This window comes from Arthrobacter sp. KN11-1C (assembly GCF_052180225.1).
In the GTDB taxonomy this organism is placed as follows: Bacteria; Actinomycetota; Actinomycetes; order Actinomycetales; family Micrococcaceae; genus Arthrobacter.
Window position 1 is genome coordinate 598,836 of record NZ_CP197467.1, and the last position, 26,198, is coordinate 625,033.

21 protein-coding genes are annotated in these 26,198 nt (G+C 64.5%); 12 read left to right on the forward strand and 9 right to left on the reverse strand.

The features are described from left to right. Positions 1–147: 147 nt before the first annotated feature. Positions 148–903 (forward strand): IclR family transcriptional regulator, encoded by a 756-nt coding sequence (locus ACSBOX_RS02845; protein ID WP_078107586.1) that lies wholly within the window; start codon positions 148–150, stop codon positions 901–903. Positions 904–1,298: 395 nt separating this feature from the next. Here ACSBOX_RS02845 and ACSBOX_RS02850 read toward each other — a convergent pair whose 3' ends face one another. Continuing rightward, on the reverse strand, positions 1,299–2,789 hold the full coding sequence (locus ACSBOX_RS02850; RefSeq protein WP_442544711.1) for a nucleobase:cation symporter-2 family protein: 1,491 nt from the start codon (positions 2,787–2,789) through the stop codon (positions 1,299–1,301). A 161-nt stretch (positions 2,790–2,950) separates the two neighbouring features. Next, a complete protein-coding gene (gene pucL, locus ACSBOX_RS02855; protein ID WP_442544712.1) occupies positions 2,951–3,865 on the reverse strand; it encodes a factor-independent urate hydroxylase in 915 nt (304 codons plus the stop codon). A gap of 414 nt (positions 3,866–4,279) precedes the next feature. Between pucL and ACSBOX_RS02860 the strand changes: the two genes are divergently transcribed. Next, positions 4,280–4,456 (forward strand): hypothetical protein, encoded by a 177-nt coding sequence (locus ACSBOX_RS02860; RefSeq protein ID WP_171983492.1) that lies wholly within the window; start codon positions 4,280–4,282, stop codon positions 4,454–4,456. Positions 4,457–4,560: 104 nt separating this feature from the next. Here ACSBOX_RS02860 and ACSBOX_RS02865 read toward each other — a convergent pair whose 3' ends face one another. Then, positions 4,561–5,334 carry a DUF2510 domain-containing protein gene (locus ACSBOX_RS02865; RefSeq protein WP_442544713.1) on the reverse strand — a complete coding sequence of 258 codons (774 nt, stop codon included), beginning with the start codon at positions 5,332–5,334 and terminating at the stop codon, positions 4,561–4,563. Positions 5,335–5,368: 34 nt separating this feature from the next. Further along, positions 5,369–6,736, reverse strand: coding sequence for an 8-oxoguanine deaminase (locus ACSBOX_RS02870; RefSeq protein WP_442544714.1), 1,368 nt, complete (start codon positions 6,734–6,736; stop codon positions 5,369–5,371). Between the two features lie 396 nt (positions 6,737–7,132). On the opposite strand from ACSBOX_RS02870, the gene ACSBOX_RS02875 reads away from it, so the two are divergent. The 5 genes from ACSBOX_RS02875 (at position 7,133) to ACSBOX_RS02895 (ending at position 14,483) form a co-directional block, all read left to right on the forward strand. Then, positions 7,133–7,627, forward strand: coding sequence for a nucleoside deaminase (locus tag ACSBOX_RS02875; protein WP_442544715.1), 495 nt, complete (start codon positions 7,133–7,135; stop codon positions 7,625–7,627). Between the two features lie 15 nt (positions 7,628–7,642). Beyond that, entirely contained in the window at positions 7,643–9,214 is a 1,572-nt protein-coding gene (locus ACSBOX_RS02880) for an NCS2 family permease (protein WP_442544716.1), read from the forward strand. A 309-nt stretch (positions 9,215–9,523) separates the two neighbouring features. Continuing rightward, complete coding sequence (locus ACSBOX_RS02885; protein ID WP_442544717.1) at positions 9,524–10,711, forward strand: XdhC family protein; 1,188 nt, start codon at positions 9,524–9,526, stop codon at positions 10,709–10,711. Continuing rightward, a complete protein-coding gene (locus ACSBOX_RS02890) occupies positions 10,702–11,655 on the forward strand; it encodes an FAD binding domain-containing protein (RefSeq protein ID WP_442544718.1) in 954 nt (317 codons plus the stop codon). The genes ACSBOX_RS02885 and ACSBOX_RS02890 overlap by 10 nt, the downstream gene beginning before the upstream one ends. Positions 11,656–11,657: 2 nt before the next feature. Next, complete coding sequence (locus ACSBOX_RS02895) at positions 11,658–14,483, forward strand: molybdopterin-dependent oxidoreductase (RefSeq protein ID WP_442544719.1); 2,826 nt, start codon at positions 11,658–11,660, stop codon at positions 14,481–14,483. Positions 14,484–14,554: 71 nt separating this feature from the next. On the opposite strand, the gene nboR is transcribed toward ACSBOX_RS02895, so the two are convergent. Beyond that, complete coding sequence (nboR, locus tag ACSBOX_RS02900) at positions 14,555–15,184, reverse strand: nicotine blue oxidoreductase (RefSeq protein ID WP_442544720.1); 630 nt, start codon at positions 15,182–15,184, stop codon at positions 14,555–14,557. A gap of 202 nt (positions 15,185–15,386) precedes the next feature. On the opposite strand from nboR, the gene ACSBOX_RS02905 reads away from it, so the two are divergent. Beyond that, complete coding sequence (locus ACSBOX_RS02905) at positions 15,387–15,578, forward strand: YegP family protein (RefSeq protein WP_059389468.1); 192 nt, start codon at positions 15,387–15,389, stop codon at positions 15,576–15,578. Between the two features lie 57 nt (positions 15,579–15,635). Here the strand turns inward: ACSBOX_RS02905 and aceE are convergent, their stop codons facing one another. After that, positions 15,636–18,401 (reverse strand): pyruvate dehydrogenase (acetyl-transferring), homodimeric type, encoded by a 2,766-nt coding sequence (aceE, locus tag ACSBOX_RS02910; protein WP_442544721.1) that lies wholly within the window; start codon positions 18,399–18,401, stop codon positions 15,636–15,638. Between the two features lie 344 nt (positions 18,402–18,745). Between aceE and ACSBOX_RS02915 the strand changes: the two genes are divergently transcribed. The 3 genes from ACSBOX_RS02915 to ACSBOX_RS02925 all read left to right on the forward strand — a co-directional run bounded on the left by ACSBOX_RS02915 (position 18,746) and on the right by ACSBOX_RS02925 (position 21,945). Continuing rightward, positions 18,746–20,314: an NCS1 family nucleobase:cation symporter-1 gene (locus ACSBOX_RS02915; RefSeq protein WP_442544722.1), complete on the forward strand. Its 1,569-nt coding sequence runs from the start codon at positions 18,746–18,748 to the stop codon at positions 20,312–20,314. Positions 20,315–20,399: 85 nt separating this feature from the next. Then, positions 20,400–21,158, forward strand: a complete 759-nt coding sequence (locus ACSBOX_RS02920) for an aspartate/glutamate racemase family protein (protein WP_442544723.1) — start codon at positions 20,400–20,402, stop codon at positions 21,156–21,158. Next, positions 21,139–21,945 carry an SDR family oxidoreductase gene (locus ACSBOX_RS02925; protein ID WP_442544724.1) on the forward strand — a complete coding sequence of 269 codons (807 nt, stop codon included), beginning with the start codon at positions 21,139–21,141 and terminating at the stop codon, positions 21,943–21,945. The genes ACSBOX_RS02920 and ACSBOX_RS02925 overlap by 20 nt, the downstream gene beginning before the upstream one ends. Positions 21,946–21,972: 27 nt before the next feature. Here ACSBOX_RS02925 and ACSBOX_RS02930 read toward each other — a convergent pair whose 3' ends face one another. Beyond that, positions 21,973–22,884 carry a glutaminase gene (locus ACSBOX_RS02930; protein ID WP_442544725.1) on the reverse strand — a complete coding sequence of 304 codons (912 nt, stop codon included), beginning with the start codon at positions 22,882–22,884 and terminating at the stop codon, positions 21,973–21,975. A gap of 314 nt (positions 22,885–23,198) precedes the next feature. Between ACSBOX_RS02930 and ACSBOX_RS02935 the strand changes: the two genes are divergently transcribed. After that, entirely contained in the window at positions 23,199–24,689 is a 1,491-nt protein-coding gene (locus ACSBOX_RS02935; RefSeq protein ID WP_442544726.1) for a cation:dicarboxylate symporter family transporter, read from the forward strand. A 48-nt stretch (positions 24,690–24,737) separates the two neighbouring features. Here the strand turns inward: ACSBOX_RS02935 and ACSBOX_RS02940 are convergent, their stop codons facing one another. Both ACSBOX_RS02940 and ACSBOX_RS02945 read right to left on the reverse strand, forming a co-directional pair. Then, complete coding sequence (locus tag ACSBOX_RS02940) at positions 24,738–25,142, reverse strand: sterol carrier family protein (protein ID WP_442544727.1); 405 nt, start codon at positions 25,140–25,142, stop codon at positions 24,738–24,740. Positions 25,143–25,157: 15 nt separating this feature from the next. Beyond that, positions 25,158–26,174 carry an asparaginase gene (locus ACSBOX_RS02945; RefSeq protein ID WP_442544728.1) on the reverse strand — a complete coding sequence of 339 codons (1,017 nt, stop codon included), beginning with the start codon at positions 26,172–26,174 and terminating at the stop codon, positions 25,158–25,160. Between the last annotated feature and the right edge of the window lie 24 nt (positions 26,175–26,198).

Consider the following 26,198-nt stretch of genomic DNA (forward strand, 5'->3'; position numbering starts at 1 on the left):
GGATATTATTATCTACAAAGTGGAAACACAAGCCCTGATTGGTGAGCGAGCATTCCGGCGTCGCGTGCTGTATGTTGAGTGTTCTAAGCAATTCTTTTCACGATGCGGATAAGAGTTGTCGGATTCCGAGCCATAGGAGACAACGGAATGGCTGAAAAGCCCTCGGGAGGCGTGCAGTCCGTCGAGCGCGTCTTCGAACTGCTGGAACTCATCACCGACGCTGGCGGAGACGTCACGTTGAGCGAACTGTCGTCGTCGACAGACCTGCCGCTCCCCACCATCCACCGCCTGCTGCGTACCTTGGTGTCCCTCGGCTACATCCGGCAACTGCCCAATCGCCGCTACGCGCTGGGCCCCCGGCTCATCCGGCTTGGCGAAGGCGCAAACAAGCAACTCGGAGCCCTGGCCCGCCCCCAGCTGAAGTCCCTCGTGGACCGGCTCGGCGAAACGTCCAACATGGCCGTGCTGGATTCCGACATGGTCATCTACGTTGCCCAGGTTCCGTCCCTGCACTCCATGCGCATGTTCACCGAGGTGGGCCGCCGCGCCCACACGCACGACACCGGCGTCGGGAAGGCCATCCTGGCCCAGCTCGACGACGAAGTGGTCCGCGGCATCGTGGCCCGCACGGGCATGCCGACCCCCACGGCCAAGAGCATCGGTGACATCGACTCCCTGCTCGCCGATCTGGACCGGATCCGCGAACGCGGCTACTCGATCGACGAGGAAGAGCAGGAGATCGGCGTCCGTTGCTTCGCGATGGCCGTCCCCAACGCTCCGACGCCGACCGCAATTTCCGTTTCCGGACCGGTGTCCCGCGTGGACCAGCACTTTGCCGACCGCGCCGTGCCGCTCCTGCGCGAGGCTGCCCTCGCGATCTCGGCCGAGCTGAACCAGAACTAACCCCTCCCGGACGCTCGCTCACGTATGTGGGGTTTCGGGCGGGCGCTCGCTCACCTACGTGGGGTTTCGGGCGCACGCTCGCTCACGTATGTGGGGTTTCGGGCGGACGCTCGCTCACGTATGTGGGGTTTCGGGCGGACGCTCGCTCACGTATGTGGGGTTTCGGGCGGACGCTCGCTCACGTATGTGGGGTTTCGGGCGGACGCTCGCTCACGTATGTGGGGTTTCGGGCGGACGCTCGCTCACCTACGAGCCTTGAACAACGTGCATGAACAAGACTGCTCCCCGGAAATCGGAACTGAATTTCTCAGTCCAACTTCCGGGGAGCAGTTCTTTATGTGAGCGAGGGTCTCTAGAACACCCCATATAGGTGAGCGGGCGTCGGAGGGGGGCCGTCAGTGCTCGGCGGGGCTGTCCGACTTGAGCGGCACTTCCTTGCCTTCGGCGTCGATCAGTTTGCCGTTCTCGAAACGGTCGCCGTGCGCGAGGCAGGCAATGTCCGCTTCGCTCACCACTCGGCCCGTTCCTGCCACGAACACGGATTGGTTGTCCGAGTTGCCGGCCTTGAGGTGGTTGAAGAGCACGTTCAGCAGGATGGCCATGAGCGCGGCCGAGCTGATGCCGGAGTGGAAGATCGTGGAGAACCATGCCGGGAACTGGTCGTAGAACTTCGGGGCCGCGATCGGGATCATGCCGAAGCCGATGGACGCCGCCACGATGATCAGGTTCATGTTGTTGCGGTACTCCACCTTGGAGAGCGTCCGGATGCCGCTTGCGGCCACGGTTCCAAAGAGTACGACGCCGGCGCCGCCCAGGACGGGTGTGGGAACCGCTGCGACTACTCGCCCGAGGACAGGTAGCAGGCCGAGGATCACCAGGATGAACCCGCCGGCGCTGACCACGAAGCGGCTCTTGATGCCGGTGATGGCCACGAGGCCGACGTTCTGGGCGAAGGCGCTCTGGGTGAAGGAATTGAAGATCGGCGAGATGGCGCTGGAGAGCATGTCCGCCCGGAGGCCATTGCCGATACGGCGTGAATCGACCTTGGTTTCCACGATTTCCCCGACGGCGATGATGTCAGCCGAGGTTTCGGTAAGGGTGACCAGGATGACGATCAGCATCGAAACGATGGAAGCGATCTCGAAGGTGGGAGCGCCGAACGCGAAAGGCGTGGGGAAAGCCACCACCGGACCTTGGCCGATCTTGGAGAAATCGGCCATGCCCGTAGCGAGGGCGATGACGGTTCCGATGACCATGGCCAGGAGGATCGACAGACGGGAGATGGCCGCGTTGCCGATCTTGCTCAGGAGCAGGACGATGCCCATCGTGGCCGCGGCGAGGCCGATGTTCGCCACGCTGCCGTAGTTGGGTGCGGCGCTGTTGCCGCCCATGGCCCAGTTGGCCGCGACGGGCATGAGCGTCAACCCGATGGTGGTGATGACGGTGCCTGTGACTACCGGCGGGAAGAACTTGATGATCTTGGAGAAAAGGGGTGTGATCACCAGGCCGATCAGGGAGGCCACCATGACCGATCCGAACACCGCCTGGATCCCGCCCCCGCCGTTGACGATCGCCACCATGGTGGAGACGCCGGCGAAGGACACACCCTGGACCAGTGGCAGTTGCGATCCGAAGAACGGGATGCCGACCGTCTGCAGAATGGTCGCGAGGCCACCCACAAACAGGCAGGCCGCAATCAGGAGGCCGATGTCCTGCGAGGACATGCCTGCGGCGGCTCCGATGATGAGCGGCGGGGCGATGATGCCGCCGTACATGGTCAAGACGTGCTGGAAGCCGTAGGCGAATGTGCTTCCGAGCGAGAGGCGCTTGTCCTCGGGTCGGGCCGGCCCGGACTCTGCGGGGCGGGTTTTCTTCTTCGTGTTCATGGCAGACTCTCTTGGTTCATGGCAGACGTCTTTGTCTGGCTAACTTTGTCTGGCTAACAATGTGGTTTTGGGTATGGCTGCCCAACTGACTCGCATTTGATGTCGTTTTGAGGCTCCAAAACGACATCAAATGCGAGCCAGTTGGGCGGGTACCTGGGGGCTTAGCAGAAGCCGGCGATGCCGTTCCACGCAGCCGGGGCAGGTGTGGTGTTGTCGCGCTGGACCGTGGCTTCGATCAAGCCGTACGGGCGGTCGGCGGCAAAGAAGACCTCGTTGGGGTTGTCGAGGCCGAACGGGCTAAGGTCCACCAGGAAGTGGTGCTTGTTGGGCATGGAGAACTTGATCTCGTCCACTTCGCTATGGGCCTCCAGCACCTTCTTGCCCATGTCGAACAGGGTCTGCTGCAGGGCGTGGGAGTAGTTCTCCGTGAAACCTTCCAGGAGCAGGGCCTTGATGTCCTCGTAGCTCTTGTTGAAGTCGGTCCCGGCAACATCAAGGCCGGTGCTGTAGCGCCAGCGGGCAGAGACGTCGGTGGCGAGGATGCGGTCCGTGGTCTCGGGCAGCGTGGTGTAACGGTCGCGGGGGTAGCCCACGAAGCCGGACTCGGTGGTCTTGAGGACGGTCAGGTCCTTGAGGCCCGAGATGACGTGCGTTGTGTTGCCTTCCCGGACCACGCGGGCGGTGCGGACTTCCTGCCCCTTGCGGACAAAGCTGTGGTCGTGTTCGGAGCCGTGTGCCTGGATGCGGTCCCAGGTGTAGGCCTCGGCTTCCCAGCGGCCGCCGGTGACCCACTCGAAGCTTGAGGTGAAGTGCTCGCTCAGGCGCAGGAGGAAGGCTTCGGGGGAGCCGATGCCGTCGCGGGCAAAGGCGTAGATGGTGTTCTTCTGGGTGTCCGTGGCGACAACGTGTGCGTTGTCGCCCTGGAGATGCGCAGCCTGGAAGTCGCCACGCAACTGCGAGGTGACGTTGAGGTCTTCGATCTGGTGGCGGTCGGTGTCGCGGGTGACTTTGACGACGCGGACTTCTGCCTTGCCGTACTGGTTGTCGCCGAGGACGATGTTGTTGCTCATGGTCATATCCCAACTTCTATGAGGTGGAACCACTAAGGTCCACCAATGAAATTAAGCGCGTGTTTCATACGCGTTTCTGGTGGAGCCGACCCAACAAAAAAAGAGCCGGCATCCGTTGATGCCAGCTCATTACGACCCTGCCTGCTGCTCCCAGGTTACGTGACCTGCGCCACGAATTGAAGAAAGCGTAGCCCACGTTTGCCAGTGGTGTACATCACTTCCGAAGAATCGTTATCTACTTTCCGATTGTGACCGACGGCGACTGGCGGCGATGGCTGTCCCCTTGGGCACCCCTTGACGCGGTTCCGGAGTCCCCTCTACGATTTCCATATAACAAAAACTGTTTTCCAGCATGTGGAAGTTCAACTTAGATTAGCCACATCGCCACGGAGAACTTGAGCGCATGAAACAGGAGGACAGATGGACTCGCAGGATAAGAACAACGTCGTGGACTTCCCGGCGCCCGGCCAGGAACTGTACCTGCCGTTCGGCGCCACGGATCCCGACTTCTACATTCCGGCCGATTGTGACCGCATGCCCGGGACGTTCTCCCGCTGGCTGCGCGCCCTTCCGGTATTCGGCCGGCAGCGTTCCTAGGGCTCCTGCCCCTGGGGACGAGGGACTCTGCGCAACAGAGCCAAAAGGCGGGCGGTACCTGGGGAGGTGCCGCCCGCCGCTTTGCGTCGTGGGATGGGGCGAAGCTACATTTGCATGGCCTTGGCGAGGGTGGAAACGATCGTGCCCGCTTTGACGGACACCAGGATCAAGCTCAGGGCGACGAGCCCAATCAGTGCCCAAACCGGTGCGAGTCCTCGCTGCGGGGCGACCTTGTGGACGATCACTGAACGGCCGACCACGTAGACTCCGGCGCCCAGGAAGGCCCATGCCCAGTGGAAGGGGCGGACCACCCCGTCCCTGTGGAGCTTTTGCCAGTCGAGGTAGGACAAGAGAACGCTGACTCCGTAGATGAGCCAGGCTGAAATGACGAGCAGGAAATACGGAACGCTGAATGCGCTGGGATCGAGGGTCGGTACCCGGCGGGCACCGACGTACCTCACGTGGAAGACCGGGTTCCAGAGCAGCAGGATGATCAGCGTGATCACCGGAAGCAGCGTGACGAGCCAGATGAACGGATTGTAGACCGGGGTCTGCTTGCTGATTTCCGGGCGCGGCGCGGGCTGGACAGGTCCCATGTATTGCCCGGTTCCCCCGTACTGACCCGTTCCGCCGTATTGCCCGGGCCTCGCGACCGCCGGCCACGCCGCGCCCGGCTGAGCTGCTCCAGCCTGCCCAGCGCCCGGCTGTGCCGCGCCGCCGGCCTGCCCCGCTTGGGCCTGCCCCGCACCGGCCTGAGCCGGCGGGTTCCACGTGTTTCCAGTCCAGGCGTTGCCGTCCCACCACCGTAGTTGCCCGGAGCCTGAGGGGTCCGGGTACCAACCTGGAGGAGTCGGCGTGTTGTGCTGGGGGACGGTCATGATGTGCCTCCTGATCTACGACCTAATCGAGAGGCTACTCCGAAGCCCTGATGATTTTCTGTGCGGCGGCTGAGTGTTCGGCAATAAGTTCCGGGATGTCTAGGCCGGGAATCTGCCCGTCCACAACGCGCCATTTTCCGCCCACCATCACGCGGTCGGCACGGTCCGCAGCGCAGAGCAGCAAGGCCGCGATAGGATCGTGGCTGCCGGAGAAGCGCAGCCCGTCAAGCGTGAACATGGCGAGGTCTGCCTGCATGCCGGGCGCAATCTGGCCGATGTCCGTGCGCCCCAACACAGCGGCGGATCCCCGCGTCGCCCAGCCGAGGGCGCGCTCCACCGGGACGTCCGCGCCGTAGCGCAGCCGCTGCAGGTACAACGCTTGCCGCGCTTCGAGGATCATGTTGGAGGCATCGTTCGACGCCGAACCGTCCACTCCCAGCCCCACCGGAACCCCGGCGGCCTCAAGTTCCAGCACCCGTGCCGTGCCGGACGCGAGCCGCATGTTCGACGTCGGGCAATGCGCGACGGCGGTGCCCGCGGCACCCAGCCGGGCGATCTCGTCGTCGTCGAAATGGATGCCGTGGCCAAGCCAGGTGCGCTTTCCGAGCCACCCGACGCTCTCCAAATAGTCCACCGTGCGCAGCCCGAACATCTCGCGGCAGAAATCTTCCTCGTCGATAGTTTCCGCGAGGTGCGTGTGGAGCCGGACATCCAGCCGTTCGGCCATAGCGGCGCTCTCGGCCATGATCTCCCTGGTCACCGAAAACGGCGAGCAGGGGGCCAAAGCGATCTGGATGACCGCTCCGTCTCCGCGTTCGTGGTACTTCCCGATAAGCCGTTCGCTGTCCGCGAGGATCACCTCCGGGCGCTGGACGGTGGACCGCGGCGGCAGGCCGCCGTCGTCCTCGCCCAGCGTCATGGACCCGCGGGTGAGGGTGGCGCGCATGCCGAGCTCGCGTACGACGCCGACCTCGACGTCGATCGCGTCCTCGAGTCCCGCGGGGAAGAGGTAGTGGTGGTCGGCTGCCGTGGTGCAGCCGGAAAGCAGGAGTTCCGCGAGCGCGACTTTCACGGCGAGTTCGAGGCTGTCGGGGGTCAGCCGGGCCCAGACGGGATACAGGTTTTGCAGCCAGGGGAAGAGGGGAGCGTTGGCCACCGGACCCCAGGCCCTCGTGAGGGTTTGGTAGAAGTGGTGGTGCGTGTTGATGAGCCCCGGCAGCAGGACGTGTCTGCCGGCGTCGAAAGTTTCTTGGCACGGCGCGGAAGGGCGCTTTCCGGCGGGGACGAGCTCGGCGATTTTACCGTCGCTGACCACGATGCCGCCGCGGGCGTCGAGTCCGTTGGCGGTGAACACGGCGAGGGGATTCTTGATCCAGAGCCGGGAAGGTGAAGGTTGCGACATTGGGATCCTTGTCTGGTCGGCGTAGTTGCGTTCCAGCTCAGTGGTTCCTGTCTGCTGATCCAGGTTCCGGAGGTCAACCCTGCCGGTGGCATCCAGCGTAGGTGGCTCCCCGAAATGCGTCAATGTGACCGGCGCCCAAGCCCGGCGCTCGCCCGGCCTCCACCCGTCGCTAAGCGTAAATTTCACATGTTGAAACTTTTTTTCCAGAAACTATGGCGCGGCTCACAACTCCGGTGCTAATCTCAATTTGCCAAAGGCGGGCACCCGGACTCCGGGAAGCTATCTACCAGGCGAAACCTTCAAAAGCACATGCTGAAGCCTGGTAATCGCAGCACTGGTCTGTCATGTTCAGATGCCCCCTGGTTACAGGCTTCCTCAGCACTAAGGAAGTCGCACATGAGTACCACCGTCACGGCCGAACATTTCTTGGCCACTTCCATTGAGCTGGCAACAGCCAATGTCCTCAACAGCGGCGGGCCGTTCGGCGCCGTCATTGTCACCGCGGATGGCCGCGCCTTCGAAGGCGTCAACAGGGTCACCGCTACCAACGACCCCACGGCGCACGCCGAGGTCACCGCGATCCGCAACGCCTGCCGCGAGCTCGGCACCTTCGATCTCAGCGGAGCCACCCTCTACACGAGCTGCGAGCCATGCCCCATGTGCCTGGCCTCGGCACTCTGGGCCCGCATCGGCAGCGTGGTCTTCGCGGCGGACCGGCACGACGCGGCCTCCGTCGGCTTCGACGACGCCGTCTTCTACGAATACTTCGAGAACGAAGACCGGAATACCCTCATGCCGGTCGCCAAACTGGAACTGGGCGACCCCCAGGCACCGGCCATCCTGGAACCGTTCAACACCTGGAACACGCTTGACTCCAGGATTGACTACTAGGGCCGGTGGCTGAAAATGACAATCCTGGACCCCGCAGAAATGCGAACGGCAACTGAAAAGCAGGCTGCGCCTTCCGGCGCAGGGCAGACAGAGGCACGCGAAAAGCACACGGCAACCGGACTGGCACGGCGGGGCAGCAGCCCCAAGCCCCCGGCGTCGATCTCCTTCCTGGATCGTTTCTTCCAGATCACCAAGCGTGGCTCCACGCTGGCCCGCGAATTCCGCGGCGGCATCGTCACGTTCTTCACGATGGCCTACATCGTGATCCTCAACCCCTTGATCTTGGGCGGGTTCTCGGCCCAGAACGCACCCACGGACGTGGCCGGCGGCTGGTTGTCCGCGGCGCAGGTGGGTGCAGTCACCGGCTTGACCGCCGGCGTCATGACGGTCCTCTTCGGCCTGATCGCGAACCTGCCGTTCGGGCTCGCCGCCGGCCTGGGAATCAACTCGTTCCTGGCAGTAGCCGTCATCCACGAAGTCACCTGGCCGGAAGCCATGGGCCTGGTGGTCATCAACGGCATCCTGATTGTCCTGTTCGGCGTCACAGGTGCCCGGACCGCGATCTTCAAGGCTGTCCCTAAGGAACTCAAGGCCGCCATCACCGTTGGCATCGGCCTGTTCATCGCCTTCATCGGCTTCGTCGATTCCGGCTTCGTCCGCCCCACAAAAGGCGGACCGCCGGTCCAGCTCGGCACCGATGGTTCCATCACCTCAATACCAACCCTTGTTTTCATTGTCGGTCTGCTGGTCATGGGAATCCTCCTGGCCCGCAAGATCCAGGGCGGCCTCCTGATCGGAATCGTCGCCACCACGGTCCTCGCCGCCGTCGTCGAGGCCGTCATGCACATCGGGCCTGGCAGCGCCGCCAATCCCGGTGGCTGGCACCTCAACACCCCGGTACTGTCCGGCCAGCTGGTCTCCGCCCCGGACTTCAGCCTGGTGGGCCACTTCGACCTCTTCGGTTCGTTCTCGAGGATCGGCGGCCTGGCGGCCACGATGCTGGTGTTCACCCTGGTGTTCACCAACTTCTTCGACGCCATGGGCACCATGACCGGCCTCGCCAAGAGTGCCGGCGTGGCCTACAAGGACGGGACGTTCCCCAAGCTCAAGTCAGCCTTCATCGTCGAAGGCCTGGGCGCGGTAGCCGGCGGCGCGACGTCGGGCTCGTCCAACACCGTGTACATCGACTCCGCGGCCGGCATTGGCGAAGGAGCCCGCACCGGCCTGGCGTCGGTAGTCACCGGGCTGCTGTTCCTGGGCTCGATGTTCCTGACCCCGCTCACCAGCGTGGTTCCGCTCGAAGTCGCGGCCGCGGCGTTGGTAGTCGTGGGCGCGATGATGATGGCACAGATCCGCGAGATCAAGTTCTCCAAGTTCTCCGTGGCCCTGCCCGCCTTCCTCACCATCGTCACCATGCCGCTGACCTACTCCATCGCCAACGGCATCGGCGTCGGATTCATCTCCTGGGCCGTGATCCATTCGGCGGCGGGCAAGGGCAAGAAAGTCCATCCGCTCATGTGGGTAGTGACCGTGGGCTTCCTGATCTACTTCGCCCGTGGCCCGATCAGCACGCTCATGGGAGGGTAGCCGGCCAGGAGCGTAGCCGGCCGGCCATTGAGACGGCGGTCCGGCCGCAAGTCACCGCAATGAATAGGCGTCCGCCGATCGTCCCAACCGCGCAACGCGGACGACGACGGCGGGCGGCGGCGAGATGCGGCCGCTCCGCCAAGGACCGGGGTGGGAAATGAGAGGCCCGCCCCGGTCCTCTTCACGCAACGGGGTGCCTGTTTACCCGAAGCACTCCTGTACAGACGCAAGGAATGAGAACATGAGGCAAGATCGCACACTGCCCCGGGCGGGTCTCCGGTCCGGGACCTCGGTTATGGAGGTGTTGCCATGCTGGATTTGATGCCCTCGCTGGGCACCTGGCGGCCCGCGGTCTCCGGGCAGCGGTGCGCCGTCGCCACCATCGTGGCCGCGGGAGGCTCCGTGCCCCGGCCCCTCGGCACGTCAATGCTGGTTTCCGAACACGGCGACGTGCTTGGCAGCCTCTCCGGAGGCTGCGTGGAAGGCGCCGTGGTGGAGGCCGCCCTTCAAGCAATGCACGACGGCGGCAGCCGCCTCGAGTCGTTCGGTTACAGTGCCGAGGACGCGTTCGCCGTCGGGCTCACCTGTGGCGGCGAGCTGGAAGTCCACATCCAGCCGACCGGGACCGCCGGGCTTGACCTGGCGCTCCTGAACAGCGCCGGCGGCAATTCCCTGGCACTCATCCGCAGGCTCGACACCGCGGGAGGCGCCGTCGTCGTTCCTGATCCGGCGAGTTTTTCCGCCGCTGGTTCACGGGAACTTTCGGTCCTCCTTGGCGGGGATGACGCAGTGATCCGCGCGGCCGCGGCCCAGCTCGAACCCCTTCTGCATGGTGGCCGGGCAGGGCTGGTGCGGCTCGCCCCGGCCGAAGGCTGCGGGAGCACGGTGCCGGAAGCCGAACCCCTTACCCTCTTCGTGGAAAGCCGCTTGCCCTCGGCCCGGATGTTGATCTTTGGCGCCAACGACTTCGGCGCGGCCTTGCTCCCCGCCGGGAAACTCCTGGGCTACGAAGTCACTTTGTGCGATGCGCGGCCTGCCTTTTCGAGCCAGGGCCGTTTCCTCGCCGCCGACCGCCTCGTCACCGACTGGCCGCACCGCTACCTTGCCGCGGAAGCAGCCGCGGGCCGGATCGATTCCCGTACTGTGGTGTGTGTACTGACCCACGATCCCAAGTTCGATATTCCGCTGCTGGAGACCGCTCTCGGCCTGGATCTTGCGTATGTGGGAGCCATGGGTTCGAGGCGCAGCCACCGCCAGCGGATCGACGGACTGCTGGACCGCGGCATCCCGGCGGAGGCCCTCGAACGCCTGCATTCGCCGATCGGACTGGATCTCGGCGCCGTCACTCCCGCCGAAGTGGCGGTTTCCATTACCGCCGAAATCCTCGCGTCCCGCGCTCCGCACCCGGCCTCCTCCGGCGGGTCGCTCAAAGACGGAACGGGACCGATCCACCACACCAACACCCCCGAACAAAGCAAGGTGACCTCATGGACATGAACACCATCGAGTCCGTGGTTGCCACCACGGATCCAGCACAATGGCGCGACGGCGATGCCTGGCTTGCCGGCGGCACGGTCCTGTTTTCCTACGGCAGCCCGGTGGGCAGCGAAGAACCCCTCAAACGGCTGCTCGATCTGGGGCAAGCAGGCTGGCAAGCCGTCACCGTGAGCGACGCCGGAATTGAGCTGGCCGCCACCTGCACCGTCGCCGAGCTCTACGCTTTGCCGGTGTCCGACGCCGTGGCCGGCCGGACTTGGCCGGGACTGGACCTTTTCCGTCCGTGCTGCGACTCTTTCGTAGCCTCGTTCAAGGTGTGGAACATGTCCACCGTTGGCGGCAATGTGTGCACTTCGCTCCCGGCCGGCCCGATGATTTCGCTGTGCGCCGGCCTGGATGCGAGAGCCACCATCCTTGGCGGGCACGGCAGCAGCCGCACGGTTCCGGTGGCCGAGTTCGTTACAGGAGACGGGAAAAACGGCCTGGCACCGGGCGAGCTCCTGCGCAGCATCCAGTTGCCGGCGTCGGCGCTGTCGGCGAAGGTGGCCTTCCGCCGGCTCTCGCTGAGCAACCTCGGTCGATCCGGAGTGCTGCTGATCGGAAGGCTCGACGCCGATGGCAGCTTCGTCCTCACCGTCACCGCCGCGACCAAGCGTCCCGTGCAGCTACGGTTCGCCGCCGCGGAGTTGCCCGACGCCGAGCGGCTCGCCGCCGCCGTCGGGCATTCAATCCCTGAGGAGCTGTACCACGACGACATCCACGGGCTCCCGGAATGGCGCCGCGACATGACGTTCCGCCTGGCCGAGGAGATCCGCGCGGAGTTGCTCGGACCGGTTCCAGACGGACCGCTCACGGTCTCGGGCGATTTCTGGCCGCCGCACGCCACCTCGCCGCAACCGTCCGCCCAACCTGAATTCAACCCCGCACAGCAGAAGGAGGCCTGAGCATGGCAATCGAGATCAACGGAACCGCCACCGAGGCCGCACCCCGCCCGGGCCAGTGCCTTCGGACGTTCCTGCGCGAACAGGGCAACTTCGGCGTCAAGAAAGGGTGCGACGGCGGCGACTGCGGCGCGTGCACCGTCCACGTGGACGGTAAACCCGTGCACAGCTGCATCTACCCGGCCGTCCGCGCCGAAGGGCACTCGGTCACCACTATCGAGGGGCTGTCCGGCGGGGGCGAGCTGCACCCGGTGCAGGAGCAGTTCCTGGAAAACCAGGGCTTCCAGTGCGGCTTCTGCACGGCCGGCATGATGATGACCGCCGCCACCTTCGACGAGGAACAGAAAGCAAACCTCCCGCGAAACCTCAAGGGAAACCTGTGCCGCTGCACGGGTTACCGCTCCATTGCGGATGCGGTGTGCGGTAGCCACACCCACGCCCCCGACGGGGATGCGGCAGCCACGTCCGGCGCGGCAGTAAAGAACACAGGCCAGCTCGGCGACAACGTTCCCGCTCCGGCGGGGCACGCCGTCGTCACCGGCACCGCCCGTTACACCCTCGACGTCCCGGCAGAACAGCTCCCGGGACTGCTGCACCTCAAGCTGCTGCGCTCGCCGCACGCGCATGCCCGGATTGTTTCCATCGACACGACGGCGGCACTCCAGGTACCCGGCGTCGTCGCGGTCTTCACGCATGAGGACGCGCCGGCCCGGTTTTTCTCGACGGCACAGCACGAGCTTTACACCGATGATCCCGACGACACCCGTGTCCTCGACGACGTGGTGCGCTTCATCGGCCAGCGGGTTGCCGCCGTCGTCGCCGAATCGGTGGGCGCAGCGGAAGCCGGGGCCCGGGCCATCAAAGTGGAGTACGAACTCCTTGACGCTGTCTTCTCGCCGCAGGAGGCGTTGCAGCCCGGTGCGCCCGCGATCCATGGGGAGAAGGACGGGGAAAGGGCCCGGATATCCCGCCCGCAGAACAATGTCGTGGCGGAGGTCCATTCCGAGCTGGGGAACGTGGAAGCCGGATTCGCAGCGGCCGACTTCATCCACGAGAACACGTACCAGACCCAGCGAGTGCAGCACGTTGCCATGGAAACGCACTGTTCCATCGCATGGATGGAGCCCTCCGGGAACCCAGGGGAGGACCGCCTCATGGTGCGTTCCTCCAGCCAGGTCCCGTTCCTGGTCCGGCGGACGCTTGCCCGCGTGTTCGACCTTCCCGAAGACCGCATCCGTGTGGTGGCCGGCCGCGTGGGCGGCGGGTTCGGCGGCAAGCAGGAAGTGCTCACCGAGGACCTCGTGGCGATGGCCGCGCTCAAGCTGCGCCGGCCCGTCCAAGTGGAGTTCACGCGCACCGAGCAATTCACCGCCACCACCACTCGTCACCCTTTCACCATCAACGTCAAGGCCGGCGCGAGCCGGGACGGCCACTTGACGGCGATGCAGGTGGAGGTGGTCACCAACACCGGTGCGTACGGAAACCACGCGCCCGGAGTGATGTTCCACGGTTGTGGCGAGTCCTTGGCCGTCTACAAATGTGCGAACAAGAAGGTGGATGCCCAAGCCGTCTATACCAACACGGTCCCGGCCGGCGCCTTCCGTGGTTACGGATTGAGCCAGACGATCTTCGCGATCGAATCCGCCATGGATGAACTCGCCGTCGGAATCGGCATGGACCCCTTGGACTTCCGGCTCAAGAACATGGTCCGGCCGGGGGACCACATGCTCTCCACGAATCCCGAACCGGAAGAGGACGTCTTCTACGGGAGCTATGGACTGGACCAGTGCGTGGCGTTGGTCCGCGATGCCCTCGAACGCGGAGGCCAGCGTTACCGGGATGCCGGGCTCGACCACCTCGGCCCAGAGTGGGTCACCGGCGTCGGTTCCGCGCTGTCCATGATCGACACCGTTCCGCCTCGCGGGCACTTCGCCCACACGCGCCTCAGGCTCCTGGCGGACGGGACGTTCGACGCCGCCGTCGGGACCGCCGAGTTCGGCAACGGCACCACCACGGTCCACGCCCAACTGGCTGCAACCGCCCTGTCCACGACGGCGTCGAAGGTGGCCGTGCGCCAGTCCGATACGGACCTCGTCGAGCACGATACCGGGGCGTTCGGTTCCGCAGGAACCGTGGTGGCCGGGCAGGCAACCTTGCTCGCGGCGCAGGAGCTCGCGCTACGGATCCGGGCCGTGGCGGCCGTGGTTGCCGGTGTGCCGGAGACCGACTGCGTGCTCGAGGACGGTGCCGCGCGCTGCGGTGAGCGGGTGGTTCCCTTCACGGAGGTGTACGACGCCGCGCAGCAACAGGGCGTGGAACTCGCCGCCGAAGGGCGTTGGGGCGGAACCCCGCGTTCGGTCGCGTTCAACGTCCACGGATTCCGCGTTGCCGTGAATACCGGCACGGGGGAGCTGCGGATCCTCCAGAGCGTGCAGGCGGCGGATGCCGGCGTCGTGGTCAATCCGCGGCAATGCCGCGGCCAAGTGGAAGGCGGAATCGCCCAGGCGCTGGGAGTCGCGCTGTACGAGGAAGTCCGTGTGAACGACGCCGGCCGTGTCACCACCGACATCCTGCGGCAGTACCACATCCCTTCCTTCGCGGACGTACCCCGCAGCGAGGTCTATTTCGCGAAAACGAACGACCAGATGGGGCCGCTCGGTGCGAAGTCCATGAGTGAGAGCCCGTTCAACCCCGTGGCGCCCGCGCTGGCCAACGCCATCCGGAACGCCACCGGGGTGAGGTTCGCGGCGCTCCCCATCGCCCGGGACAAGATCTACCTGGCGCTGAAGGACGCCGCCGCCTCCACCCCCACCCAACTGACTCGCATTTAATGTCGTTTTGGGGCCTCATAACGGCATCTACTGCGAGTCAGTTGGGGGGGTGGCTGGGCAGTTGGGGGAGGCTAGTCGCCGAGGAGGTGCAGCTTGTCCTTAGTGTCCACGTCGGCTCCGTCGGTGAGGTCGCTGCAGTCGACGACGTCCACCAGTCCGGGGTGCGCCTTGAGGAAACGGCGTGCCCCGGCGTCGCCGACGGCGGACTCGGCGACGTCGGCGCGGAGGCTGGCGTCGATGATCAAGGGGTGGCCGCGCCTTAGCCTTGTCGTGCTGCCACCCTCGACGGCGGTTTCCGCGTATCCCGCTGCCGTCACCCGGCCAGCCTGGTGGGCCGCCAAGAGCCTGGCGACGACGGCGGGGGTCACCCCGGGTTGGTCCACCAAAGCCACCATGACGTTGTGGCCACGTGTCGCCGCCGCAACACCGGTACGGAACGAGCTGGCCATGCCGGACGCCCAGTCCGGGTTGTCCACCACGAGGTATCCGCCCAGGTCCGTCGCGCGGCGGACATCGCCGGCTCCCGCACCGAGCACCACGATTACTTCGCTGCATCCGCCGTCGAGCAACGTCTTGGCGAGTACCTCCACCAAGGTCCGGCCGCGGTAAGGCAGCAGCGCCTTGGGGCCGAGGCCCAGGCGCGCCCCTGCACCGCCGGCCAACAGCACACCGACGGTACGTGCGGGGCTGGAATCGTTCATGGGGTTCACCTTATCCATGTGCCTTCGCGAGGTCTCTAGGTTCACCTTGCATTCCGATATAAGTCTACCGAAAAAGGTTGAATATTACCCATGGGTAGGCCTTCTGGCAGGCTTCCATGGCCGATATTCTCTTATGGACTTCACGAGAGTCAGTGGTCATCGAAGGGGATGCAATGACGCATCCGCGGTGGAAAGAGGTTTTATGTCTGGCATTTTCGAAATATTGGCAGCCGGGGAGCAATCATTCCGTTTCCGGTTGAAGGCTGATGATGGAACGGTAGTGGCGGTGTCGCCCAAGTTCCCGGATATCGCGGCCCTTGTGGCCGGCATCAATGCGGTCAGGGAGAATGCGGCCACAGGATTCGTGGTGGATCGGCGCTCGCTCGGAGCGTAGAAGTAAATCGGCGGTAGTGCTCAAGGAGCACTACCGCCGATTCTTTTTTGCAGCTGTTTAGGAGTCGCCGCCCGCTCCGCCGGTGGTGCCGGCAGTCACGTCGAGGAGCTTGTACCGGTCAATGGCGTACGACGGCGCACTCGGGTCAACCTCGCCCCTCGCCGCGAGGAGTTGGAGGGTTTTCACGACGATGGAGTGGGTGTCGTTCTTGAAGAAGCGTCGTGCGGCTTGGCGGGTGTCGGAGAATCCGAAGCCGTCGGCGCCGAGGGAAGCGAATTCGTTGGGGATGAATTGGCGGATCTGGTCCGGGACGGCCTTCATGTAGTCGGTGACGGCGATGACCGGTCCGGTGGCGCCTTCGAGTTGCTGGGCGACGAACGGGGTGCGGGGTTCTTCGCCGGGGTTCAGGAAGGCGTGTTCTTCGGCGGCGAGTCCGTCGCGTCGGAGTTCGTTCCAGGAGGTCACGGACCAGACGTCGGCGGAGACTCCCCAGTCCTGGGCGAGGACTTTCTGGGCTTCCAGGGCCCAGGGGACCGAGACGCCGGAGGCCAGGATTTGGCTCTTCGGGCCTTCAGCGCCAGACGCCGATAGTCGGTAGATGCCTTTCAAGACACCATTGACGTCGAGGTTCTCGGGTTCGTTCGGCTGGGTGATGGGCTCGTTGTACACGGTGAGGTAGTACATCAGGTTTCTATCGGATTCAGCTCCGGTTCCTTCGCCGCTTGCGTCCGGGCCGTACATGCGTTCGAGGCCGTCGCGGATGATGTGTCCGATTTCGTAGCCGTAGGCGGGGTCGTAGGTGAGGACGGCGGGGTTGGTGGAGGCCAGGATGGGGGAGTGTCCGTCGGCGTGTTGGAGTCCTTCGCCGGTGAGGGTGGTCCGTCCTGCGGTGGCGCCGATGATGAAGCCGCGGGTCATTTGGTCCGCGGCGGCCCAGAAGGCGTCGCCGGTGCGTTGGAAGCCGAACATGGAGTAGAACACGTAGATCGGCACGAGGGGTTCGCCGTGGGTGGCGTAGGCGGTGCCGGCGGCGGTGAAGGCCGCGACGGCGCCGGCTTCGTTGATGCCGGGGTGGATGAGCTGGCCCATGGGGGATTCCTTGTAGGCCAGGACGAGGTCCCGGTCCACGGAGAGGTAGTTCTGGCCCTTGGGGTTGTAGATCTTCGCGGTCGGGAAGAACGCGTCCATGCCGAAGGTCCGCGACTCGTCCGGGACGACCGGGACGATCCGGTGCCCGAACTTCTTGTCGCGGAGCAGGTCTTTGAGCAAACGGACGAAGGCCATGGTGGTGGCGGCCTGCTGCTTGCCGGTACCGCGCTTGGCGACGTCAAAGGTCTTGGCGTCCGGTAGTTCGATGGCCGCATGGTTGGAACGCCGTTCCGGGACCGAACCTCCGAGCACGGCGCGGCGCTCGAGGAGATAGGCGATCTCGGGTGCGTCCATGCCCGGGTGGTAATACGGGGGCCTGTACGGGTCTTCTTCCAAACGGGCATCCGAAATCGGAATCCTGAGGTAGTCCCTGAATTCCTTCAGATCGGCAAGGGTGAGTTTCTTCATTTGGTGGGTCGCGTTGCGGCCCTCGAAGTGGGGTCCGAGTCCGTAGCCCTTGACGGTCTTGGCCAGGATCACGGTGGGTTTGCCCTTGAACTCCGTCGCGGCCTTGTACGCGGCGTAGACCTTGCGGTAGTCGTGGCCGCCGCGTTTGAGGTTCCAGATCTGGTTGTCGTCCAGGTCCGCGACCATGTCCTTGGTCGCCGGGGTTTTGCCGAAGAAGTGTTCGCGGACGAACCCGCCGGATTCTGCCTTGTAGGTCTGGTAGTCCCCGTCGACGGTTTCGTTCATGATCTTCACCAGGGACCCGTCGGTGTCCTTGGCCAGGAGCTCGTCCCATTCCCGGCCCCAGACGACCTTGATGACGTTCCAGCCCGCACCGCGGAAGAACGCCTCCAGTTCCTGCATGATCTTCCCGTTGCCCCGGACCGGTCCGTCCAGGCGCTGGAGGTTGCAGTTGATCACGAAGTTCAGGTTGTCCAGGTTCTCGTTCGCGGCGAGCTGGAGCAGGCCGCGGGACTCGGGCTCGTCCATTTCCCCGTCGCCCAGGAACGCCCAGACCTGCTGATCGGAGGTGTCTTTCAGGCCGCGGTCGTGCAGGTAGCGGTTGGACTGGGCCTGGTAGATCGCGTTCATCGGGCCGATGCCCATGGACACGGTGGGGAATTCCCAGAAGTCGGGCATCAGGCGCGGGTGCGGGTAGGAAGAGAGCGCGTGGCCCTGCTTGGACTTTTCCTGCCGGAACCCGTCCAGGTCCTCCTCGGAGAGCCGGCCTTCCATGAACGCCCTGGCGTACATGCCCGGGGACGCGTGTCCCTGGAAGAAGACCTGGTCCCCGCCCGAGGGGTGGTCCTTGCCGCGGAAGAAGTGGTTGAATCCGACCTCGTACAGGGTCGCGGCCCCGGCGTAGGTGGAGATGTGCCCGCCCACCCCGATGTCGGCTCGCTGCGCCCGGTGCACCATCACGGCCGCGTTCCAGCGCATGTACGCCCGGTACCGGCGCTCGAACTCCTCGTTGCCCGGGAAGACCGCTTCCTGGTCCGCCGGGATCGTGTTCACGTAATCGGTGGTCGTCACCATCGGCACCCCCACCGACTGGGACCCCGCCCGCTGAAGCAGGCTGCGCATGATGAACTGCGCCCGCTCCGTGCCCTGCTCCCTGATCAACGCATCCAAAGACTCAACCCACTCGGCAGTCTCTTCCGGATCACGATCAGGCAGCTGGGAAGTCAACCCGCTAAGGATGTGTGAGGTCTCTTCTCCTGCAGCCACGTCCAACCTCTCTTCATTGAATGTCTGGGCGCTTGCACTGTGGTGCGCGCTGAAACGTGCATAGAAATTTCGTATTGTGAGAATAAAATTCTGTAATTCGAGATTAGCCATGCGTTTGCCAAGCGTCAATCCAGAGCCGCGGAGACTAGTGCCCACGCGGCTCCACGGCCCCCATGCTCCCGTTTGTGACCGCCGTCGGGAGCTTGGCCCTTGACCAAAGGTGACCTAGCTCATACAGTTATTTCACTATTCAATAACTAGATTCCACGATGCGAAAAGCTTCAACTCCTCTCACAGCGTCTCGGAAGCCTAGTTGCAGCACCACAAAGAAGTGGAGATCCACGATGCAATCGACTCCCCCAGTCGGCGTCACAACGGCTCCGGAGCAGACCATCCTGCAAGGCAGTTCGGTCCATCCGTCCGTAGGAAACGAAACCCTCTGCGATGTAGCGTCCGTCGCAGCAGGCCGCGCCATCAGCCCCAGCCTCTATAACCTCGACCTCGCCCCCACCAAGAAGGAGGGCAGGCGCTGGACCAGCTACAGCATCTTCACCCTCTGGGCCAACGACGTCCACAGCCTGGGCAACTACGCTTTCGCGATCGGCCTCTTTTCGCTTGGCCTGGGCGGGTGGCAAATCCTTGTGGCGCTTGGCATCGGCGCGATCTTGCTGTTCACCCTCCTGACCTTCTCCGGATTCATGGGCCAGAAGACCGGCGTCCCCTTCCCCGTGATGAGCCGGATCAGCTTCGGCATCCGGGGGGCCCAGCTGGCCAGCTTGGTCCGTGGCGCGGTGGCCATCGCGTGGTTCGGAATCCAGACCTACCTTGCCTCCGTGGTGCTCCGCGTCATGCTTGTCGCCATGTTCCCAGGACTCAAGGGCATGGACGCCAACTCGATCCTGGGCCTGTCCACCCTCGGCTGGATCGCCTTCGTATCCCTCTGGATTGTCCAGTTGGTCATCGTCAGCTTCGGCATGGAAATGATCCGCAAGTACGAGGCCTTCGCCGGCCCCATCATTCTCGCCACCATGCTGGCGATTGCCATCTGGGTCTTCGTGGAAGCCGGGGGCGCCATCCAGTGGTCCGGCATCAAGGGCCTCGAAGGCGGAGAAATGTGGCGCACGATCTTTGCCGGCGGCGCCCTCTGGGTCTCCATCTACGGCACGTTCGTCTTGAACTTCTGCGACTTCACCCGGTCCTCGGTGTCCAAGAAGTCGATCGTCCGTGGCAACTTCTGGGGCATCCCCATCAACATGCTCCTGTTCGGCGCAATCGTGGTCATCATGGCCGGCGGCCAGTACAAGATCAACGGCAAGATCATTGAAAGCCCCTCGGACATCGTGCAGAGCATCCCCAACACGCTCTTCCTCGTCCTGGCCTGCCTTGCCCTGCTGATCCTGACCATCGCCGTGAACCTGATGGCGAACTTCGTGGCACCTGTCTACGCACTGACCAACCTCTTCCCCAAGCACCTGAACTTCCGCAAGGCAGCCTGGGTCAGCGGTACCATCGGCCTCGTCATCCTGCCGTGGAACCTCTACAACAACCCGCTCGTGATCGTGTACTTCCTGGGCGGACTCGGCGCGCTGCTCGGCCCGCTGTTCGGCGTCGTCATGGCCGACTACTGGCTCCTGCGCCGCGGCAAGGTCAACATTCTTGACCTTTACACGGACCATCCTTCGGGCACCTACTTCTACAAGCGCGGCGTCAACCCCCGGGCGATCGCCGCAATGGTTCCTGCCGCCGTCGTCGCCGTCCTCATTGCCTTCGTTCCCGCGCTGGAGGCTGTGGCACCGTTCGCATGGTTCTTCGGCGCAGGCATCGGCTCGCTGTGCTACTACGTGTTCGCGGACAAGAAGCAGCAGCACACCGACGTCTCCGGCGAGCCGATCGCCGTCGTCAGCAACCACTAATATTCAACCCACTCGCAGTTGTTGTCGTTTTCGCCCGTCAAAACGACAACAACTGCGAGTTAGTTGGGCTCACCAGGAGGAACACATGCGCATCCTCGTCGCAAACGTCAACACCACCCAATCCATGACCGACTCCATCGCAGCCCAGGCGCGAAGCGTCGCGGCTCCCGGCACCGAGATCATCGGCATCACTCCGCGGTTCGGAGCCGATTCCTGCGAAGGAAACTTTGAAAGCTACCTCGCCGCCATCGCCGTGATGGACCGTGTAGTCAACTACCCCGAACCGTTCGACGCCGTCATCCAGGCCGGCTACGGCGAGCACGGCCGCGAGGGACTTCAGGAGCTCCTCGACGTTCCGGTGGTCGACATCACCGAGGCCGCGGCCAGCACCGCGATGTTCCTCGGCCACAAATACTCCGTGGTCACCACCCTGGACCGTGCCGTCCCGCTCATCGAAGACCGACTCAAGCTCGCCGGGCTCGACGACCGCTGCGCCTCCGTCCGCGCGAGCGGCATGGCCGTGCTGGAACTCGAGGAATACCCTGAACGCGCAGTCGAAGCCATCGTGGAACAAGCTGAACGAGCCGTACGTGACGACAAAGCGGAGGTCATCGTCCTCGGCTGCGGCGGCATGGCGGGCCTCGACGAACAGATCCGCCAACGCTGCGGCGTTCCGGTAGTGGACGGTGTCGCCGCCGCAGTCACCATCGCCGAGTCGCTCGTCCGCCTGGGACTCTCCACGTCCAAAGTCCGGACCTACGCCACGCCGCGCCCCAAGACCGTCATAGGCTGGCCCCTGACCACAACGGACACGACGACGGCGGATGCTCCCGCCGCGCGCTAAGCCCGACAAACTGGAGGACCGCGTGAGCGAAACCACCACCACCCGGCCCCGGGTCGCCGTCGTCACCGGAGCCGGCTCCGGGATCGGGCGGGCAGTCGCCCGGCTGCTGTTGGCGGAGGGCTACCGCGTCGCCCTCGCCGGACGGCGGGAAGCGCAGCTTCTCGAGACTGCCGACGGCCACCGGGAGGCGCTCGTAGTGCCGTGTGATGTCACAGCGCCCGACGACGTCGCGCGCCTTTTCGAGGCGGCCCGCCAGCGCTGGGGGAGGGTTGATGTCCTGTTCAATAATGCGGGCATCTTCGGCCCTTCCGGCGGCGTGGACGAGATCAGCGTGGCCGATTGGAATGCCACGCTGTCCGTGAATGTCACCGGCTCCATGCTGTGTGCGGCTGAGGCCGTGCGGACCATGAAGGCGCAGGAGCCGCAAGGTGGACGCATCATCAACAACGGCTCCATCTCGGCCCATTCGCCGCGGCCATTGTCCGTCGCGTACACGGTGAGCAAGCACGCCATGAGCGGCCTGACCAAGAGCATCGAGTTGGACGGGCGTCCGTATGGCATTACCTGCGGACAGATCGACATTGGCAACACCCGCACGGAGATCATGGACACCATCGGTGTGGGCTCGGGGGCGCTCCAGGCCGATGGAAGCAGGCGCGTGGAGCCGATGTTTCCCGTGGAGGATGCTGCCCGCGCGGTGCTCATGATGGCCAACATGCCGGCGTCGGCCAACGTTGGGTCCGTCGTGGTGACTGCCGCGGGGATGCCGTTCGTGGGCCGCGGCTAAGCGGCTGCGGCTGGAAGCCGGGCGCGGCTAGAAGATCGACCAGCCCGTGCGGGTGGTGAACTCATCCAGGGCGGCAACGCCCGCGAGTGAATTCCCTGATCGTCCCAGGCCCGGGCTCCAGACGCAGATGGTGCATTTGTTGGGTACCACGGCCACAATGCCGCCACCCACCCCGCTCTTGCCCGGGAGTCCCACACGGTAGGCGAATTCGCCGGCGGCGTCGTAGGTGCCGCACGTGAGCATCACGGCGTTGATTCTCTTGGTCTGGGACGGGGACAGCAACGCCGTGCCGTTCCCGCGCAGCCCGTTGTTGGCCAGGAACCTGCTCGCAACTGCCAAATCAGTGCAGCTCATTTCGAGCGAGCACTGGTTGATGTAGGCCTCGAGGACCGAGTCCACGGGGTTTTCGAGGTTTCCGTAGCTTGCCAGGAAGTGTGCCAGCGAGGCGTTGCGATGGCTGTTCGCCGCTTCCGAGGCTGCCACCTCGGGGTCGGCGTCGATCGAGTTGTTGCCGCTTTCCTGCCGGAGCAATTCCCGCACGGGAGATGGCGAGTTGCCCACGATGCTGAGCAGCCTGTCGGTCACAACCAACGCGCCGGCGTTGATGAACGGATTCCGCGGAATTCCGTCTTCGTGTTCCAGCTGCACCAGGGAATTGAACGGATTGCCGGAGGGCTCCCGGAACACGCGCTTCCAGATCCTGTCGCCATCCCCGGCCAGCACCAGGGCAAGCGCGTAGACCTTCGAAATGCTTTGGATGGAGAAAGGCACGTCAGCGTCTCCGGAGGAGAACACGTCGCCGTCGGAGGTTGCCACGGAAATCCCGAACTGCCGGGTATCCACCGCGGCCAGGCTCGGGATGTAGTCTGCAGGCGCTCCTTGGCCGAGCAAGGGCTGGACCGTGCCGACGATGTCGTCAAGGAGATTCTGGAGATCCATGTTTCTTCGTGCCGTCCTTCGGAGTGGGTCCACAGCCTGGGCTTGAATATGGGCGGGCGTCATTGCCCTGGGGAGTAGAAGTCGATGCCGCTCCACTTTCGCACGCCGCGCCTGCAGCCGTGAACATTACGCCCGTTCTGCCGGTCCGGAGTCCACGGCGTGAGCTCAGGGACTTCGGGGATACGGAGGCGTCTCGCGTCACCATATTCCACATTATGAAATTTGAATTTCCCCTTGTGGAATGGTGTGAGCCGGATTACATTGAATCCATCCCCGAAAATCGGGGCTGTTCCCAAACTGATTGGTTCAGATCAATGAAGTTCCCAGACTCTGCGGCGCTGAAGGCGAGTTCGGCCCCGCGGAAGAAGAAGCCACTGTACAAGTCGCTCTTCTTCCAAATTCTGATCGCCGTCGTCGCAGGTGTACTCATCGGCCATTTCTGGCCGAATATCGGGTCCGCCCTCCGGCCACTGGGCGATGGTTTCATTCAACTCATCAAGATGATCATCGCTCCGCTGATCTTCCTCGTGATCGTCACGGGAATCTCGGCAGTGGGCGACGTCAAGGCGGTCGGAAGGGTCGGGGTCAAGGCACTCCTGTACTTCACCGGCGCCACGCTTTTTGCCCTGGTCTTCGGCCTGATCGTGGGAAACCTCGTCCAGCCCGGCGCCGGACTCTACATCGATCCCAGCACTCTCTCCCAGGATGCGCTCAACGCGAAGACCGGGACCGCGCCGCCCAAGGATGCGGCGTCCTTCCTCCTGGACATCATCCCGACGTCCGTGATCGGCGCTTTCGCAAGCAACAGCCTGCTCCAGGTCCTGTTCTTCTCGGTCTTCTTCGGCGCCGCAATCGTCGTCATCGGCCGCGAGCGCTGCTTGCCGGTCATCAGCCTCATGGAAACCGTCCTGGAACTGATCTTCAAGATCATGTCCTGGATCATGAAGGTGGCGCCCATCGGTGCCTTCGGCGCCATGGCGTTCATCATCGGCCAATACGGACTCGACACGCTCGGTACCTACGCGCTCCTCATCGCTTCCTGTTACGGTGCGGCCATCATCTTCATCGCACTGCTCTTCCTTGTCGCCTGGAGCTTCGCACGGGTGCCCTTGTGGCACTTCCTGAAGTACACGCGTGAGGAATTCCTCCTCGCGCTCGGCACGGCGTCCACCGAGGCGGTCATGCCAAGGATCATGACCAAGCTGACCAACGCCGGCTGCTCCCGGGCCACCACGGGCCTGGTTGTCCCCACGGGCTACTCCTTCAACCTCGACGGCGCCGCGATCTACCTGTCGATCTCGCTGCTTTTCCTGGCCCAGGCCTTCGGCCACCACCTCGACCTCGGCCAGCAGTTGGCAGCCCTGGGTGTCCTGCTCCTCACGTCCAAAGGCATGGCGGGCGTCCCGGGCTCGTCGTTCCTGGCTCTCTCGGCCACGGCCGCAGCACTGGGAATCTTCCCGGTTGCCGGCGTCGCGCTGCTCCTGGGTGCCGACCGGCTCATGGACTCCATGCGCGTCGTCGTCAACCTCCTCGGCAACTGCGTGGCCACGTTCGTCGTAGCGAAATGGGAAGGCCAGTTCGACCGTTCGGTCATGGTCCGCGCCTTCAGCGGTGAAATCACCAACGAGGATTCCGCCATCATGCTCGGAGCCGAAGACGTCTTCGAGGAACAGGAAATCGAGCGCCTCAGCGAAGGACGCGAGCCTTCGCCGAAGTTCCGTGGCGGCCCGAATCCCGATGCGATTCCACAGTTCGAAATGACCAAACCGGGCCAACACGGGAGCCCCTCCGTCAGCCCGGACTAGGTGCCATTCCAAATGACCGCCCCACGCCGTCGTGGGGCGGTCATTTGTTTAAGCGGTTGCGAAAAGCGGCAGCAGCTCGGACAAGTCCGCCCGCAGGCCCGACGCGGTAACCCGTCCGGCGTCGACCGCTGCCGACCACGCCAAACGGCCGGTGACCATCGCGAGCCAGGTGGCGGCGTCGCACTCTATGACGTTGGGTGGGGTGCCGCGCGTGTGCCGGGGGCCCTCCACGCACTGGGTGACGCCGAACGGCGGGACCCTCACTTCCACCGAATTGCCCGGGGCCCGGGCGGTCAGTTCTTCCAGCGAGTAACGCACCGCTGTGGCCAGCACAGTGCGCGACGTCCCCGGCCCGGCTTCTTGTGCTGCGGTGTCCTGCCCGACGGCGGCCTGCCATGCGGCGAGTGCCGCGCGGCCTTCCTCAAGGTCGATCCGGCGTCGTGCAATTGCCATGGTCGGTCGTTCCTATCAGTCCAGCAGAGCCGAAACGGCCTGGCCGAGGCGGATCCTGCCCACCGAGTGGCCACCGCCGAGCACGGGCTCAACGACTTTTTCGAGCACGCTCGAGACGCCGGGAATGTCCACGGCGCCCGCAACAGCCAGAAGCGTCAGCCCGACCAGCGTGGCCGCGCGGGGATTCCCGTCCAGGATCTTGACCGCCACCGACGCGCCCGCGGGCGTTGCCAAGACCAGGACACCTTCCGCGCCGCCCTTGGCGAGCACTTCGAGTTCGTCCATGACGATCGTGTTCGCCTCGCCGCGCCCTTGCACTGCCCACGGGTAGTCCAGCATGGACGTGGCAATGGTGGCCGCGCGGGCGTTGGAGCTCTGGTCCCGCGGCGCCCGGGCCAGGCGCGAATAGGCCCGCGCCAGCCCGGTCAGGGAAATCGCGGCGACGGGTGCGCCGCAGCCATCGATGCCCAAGTGGGCGATCTTCTCGTCGCTGTATTCCTCGATCACGGACCGCACGCGCTGTTGCAATGGATGGTTGGGCTCCAGGTAACTGTGGGTGTCCCAGCCGTTCTCGGTGCAGGCCCAAAGGAACGCTGCATGCTTGCCTGAACAATTGAAGGCTAGTTTGGACTTGCCGTGCTCGGAACGGATCAGCCAGTTGCGGGCGACTTCGTCCTGTGGCCATGCCGAGGGGCATTGCAGCTGCTCTTCCCGGACACCGGCCGCCTTCAGCATGCCTTCCACCACGTCCATGTGGTCCAGCGAGCCCACATGGCTGGCGCACGCCAAAGCCACCTGGGCGCCGCGGAGCGGCACGCCCGACTGCATTGACGCGAGGGCCTGGAAAGGCTTGAGCGCGGAGCGGGCGTAGATGGGCGTGGTGATGTCGCCGAGCCGGGTCACGACGGAGCCGTCAGCGGAAAGAACCACGGCGGAACCGATATGGCGCGATTCGATGAAGCCGCTGCGCTCGATCACTGCCAGTTCGACGGCGGACTCAACGCTGAAGGTTTCATGCGAACTCAAGGGCATGATGCAAGTCTAGGGTGAAGGAAC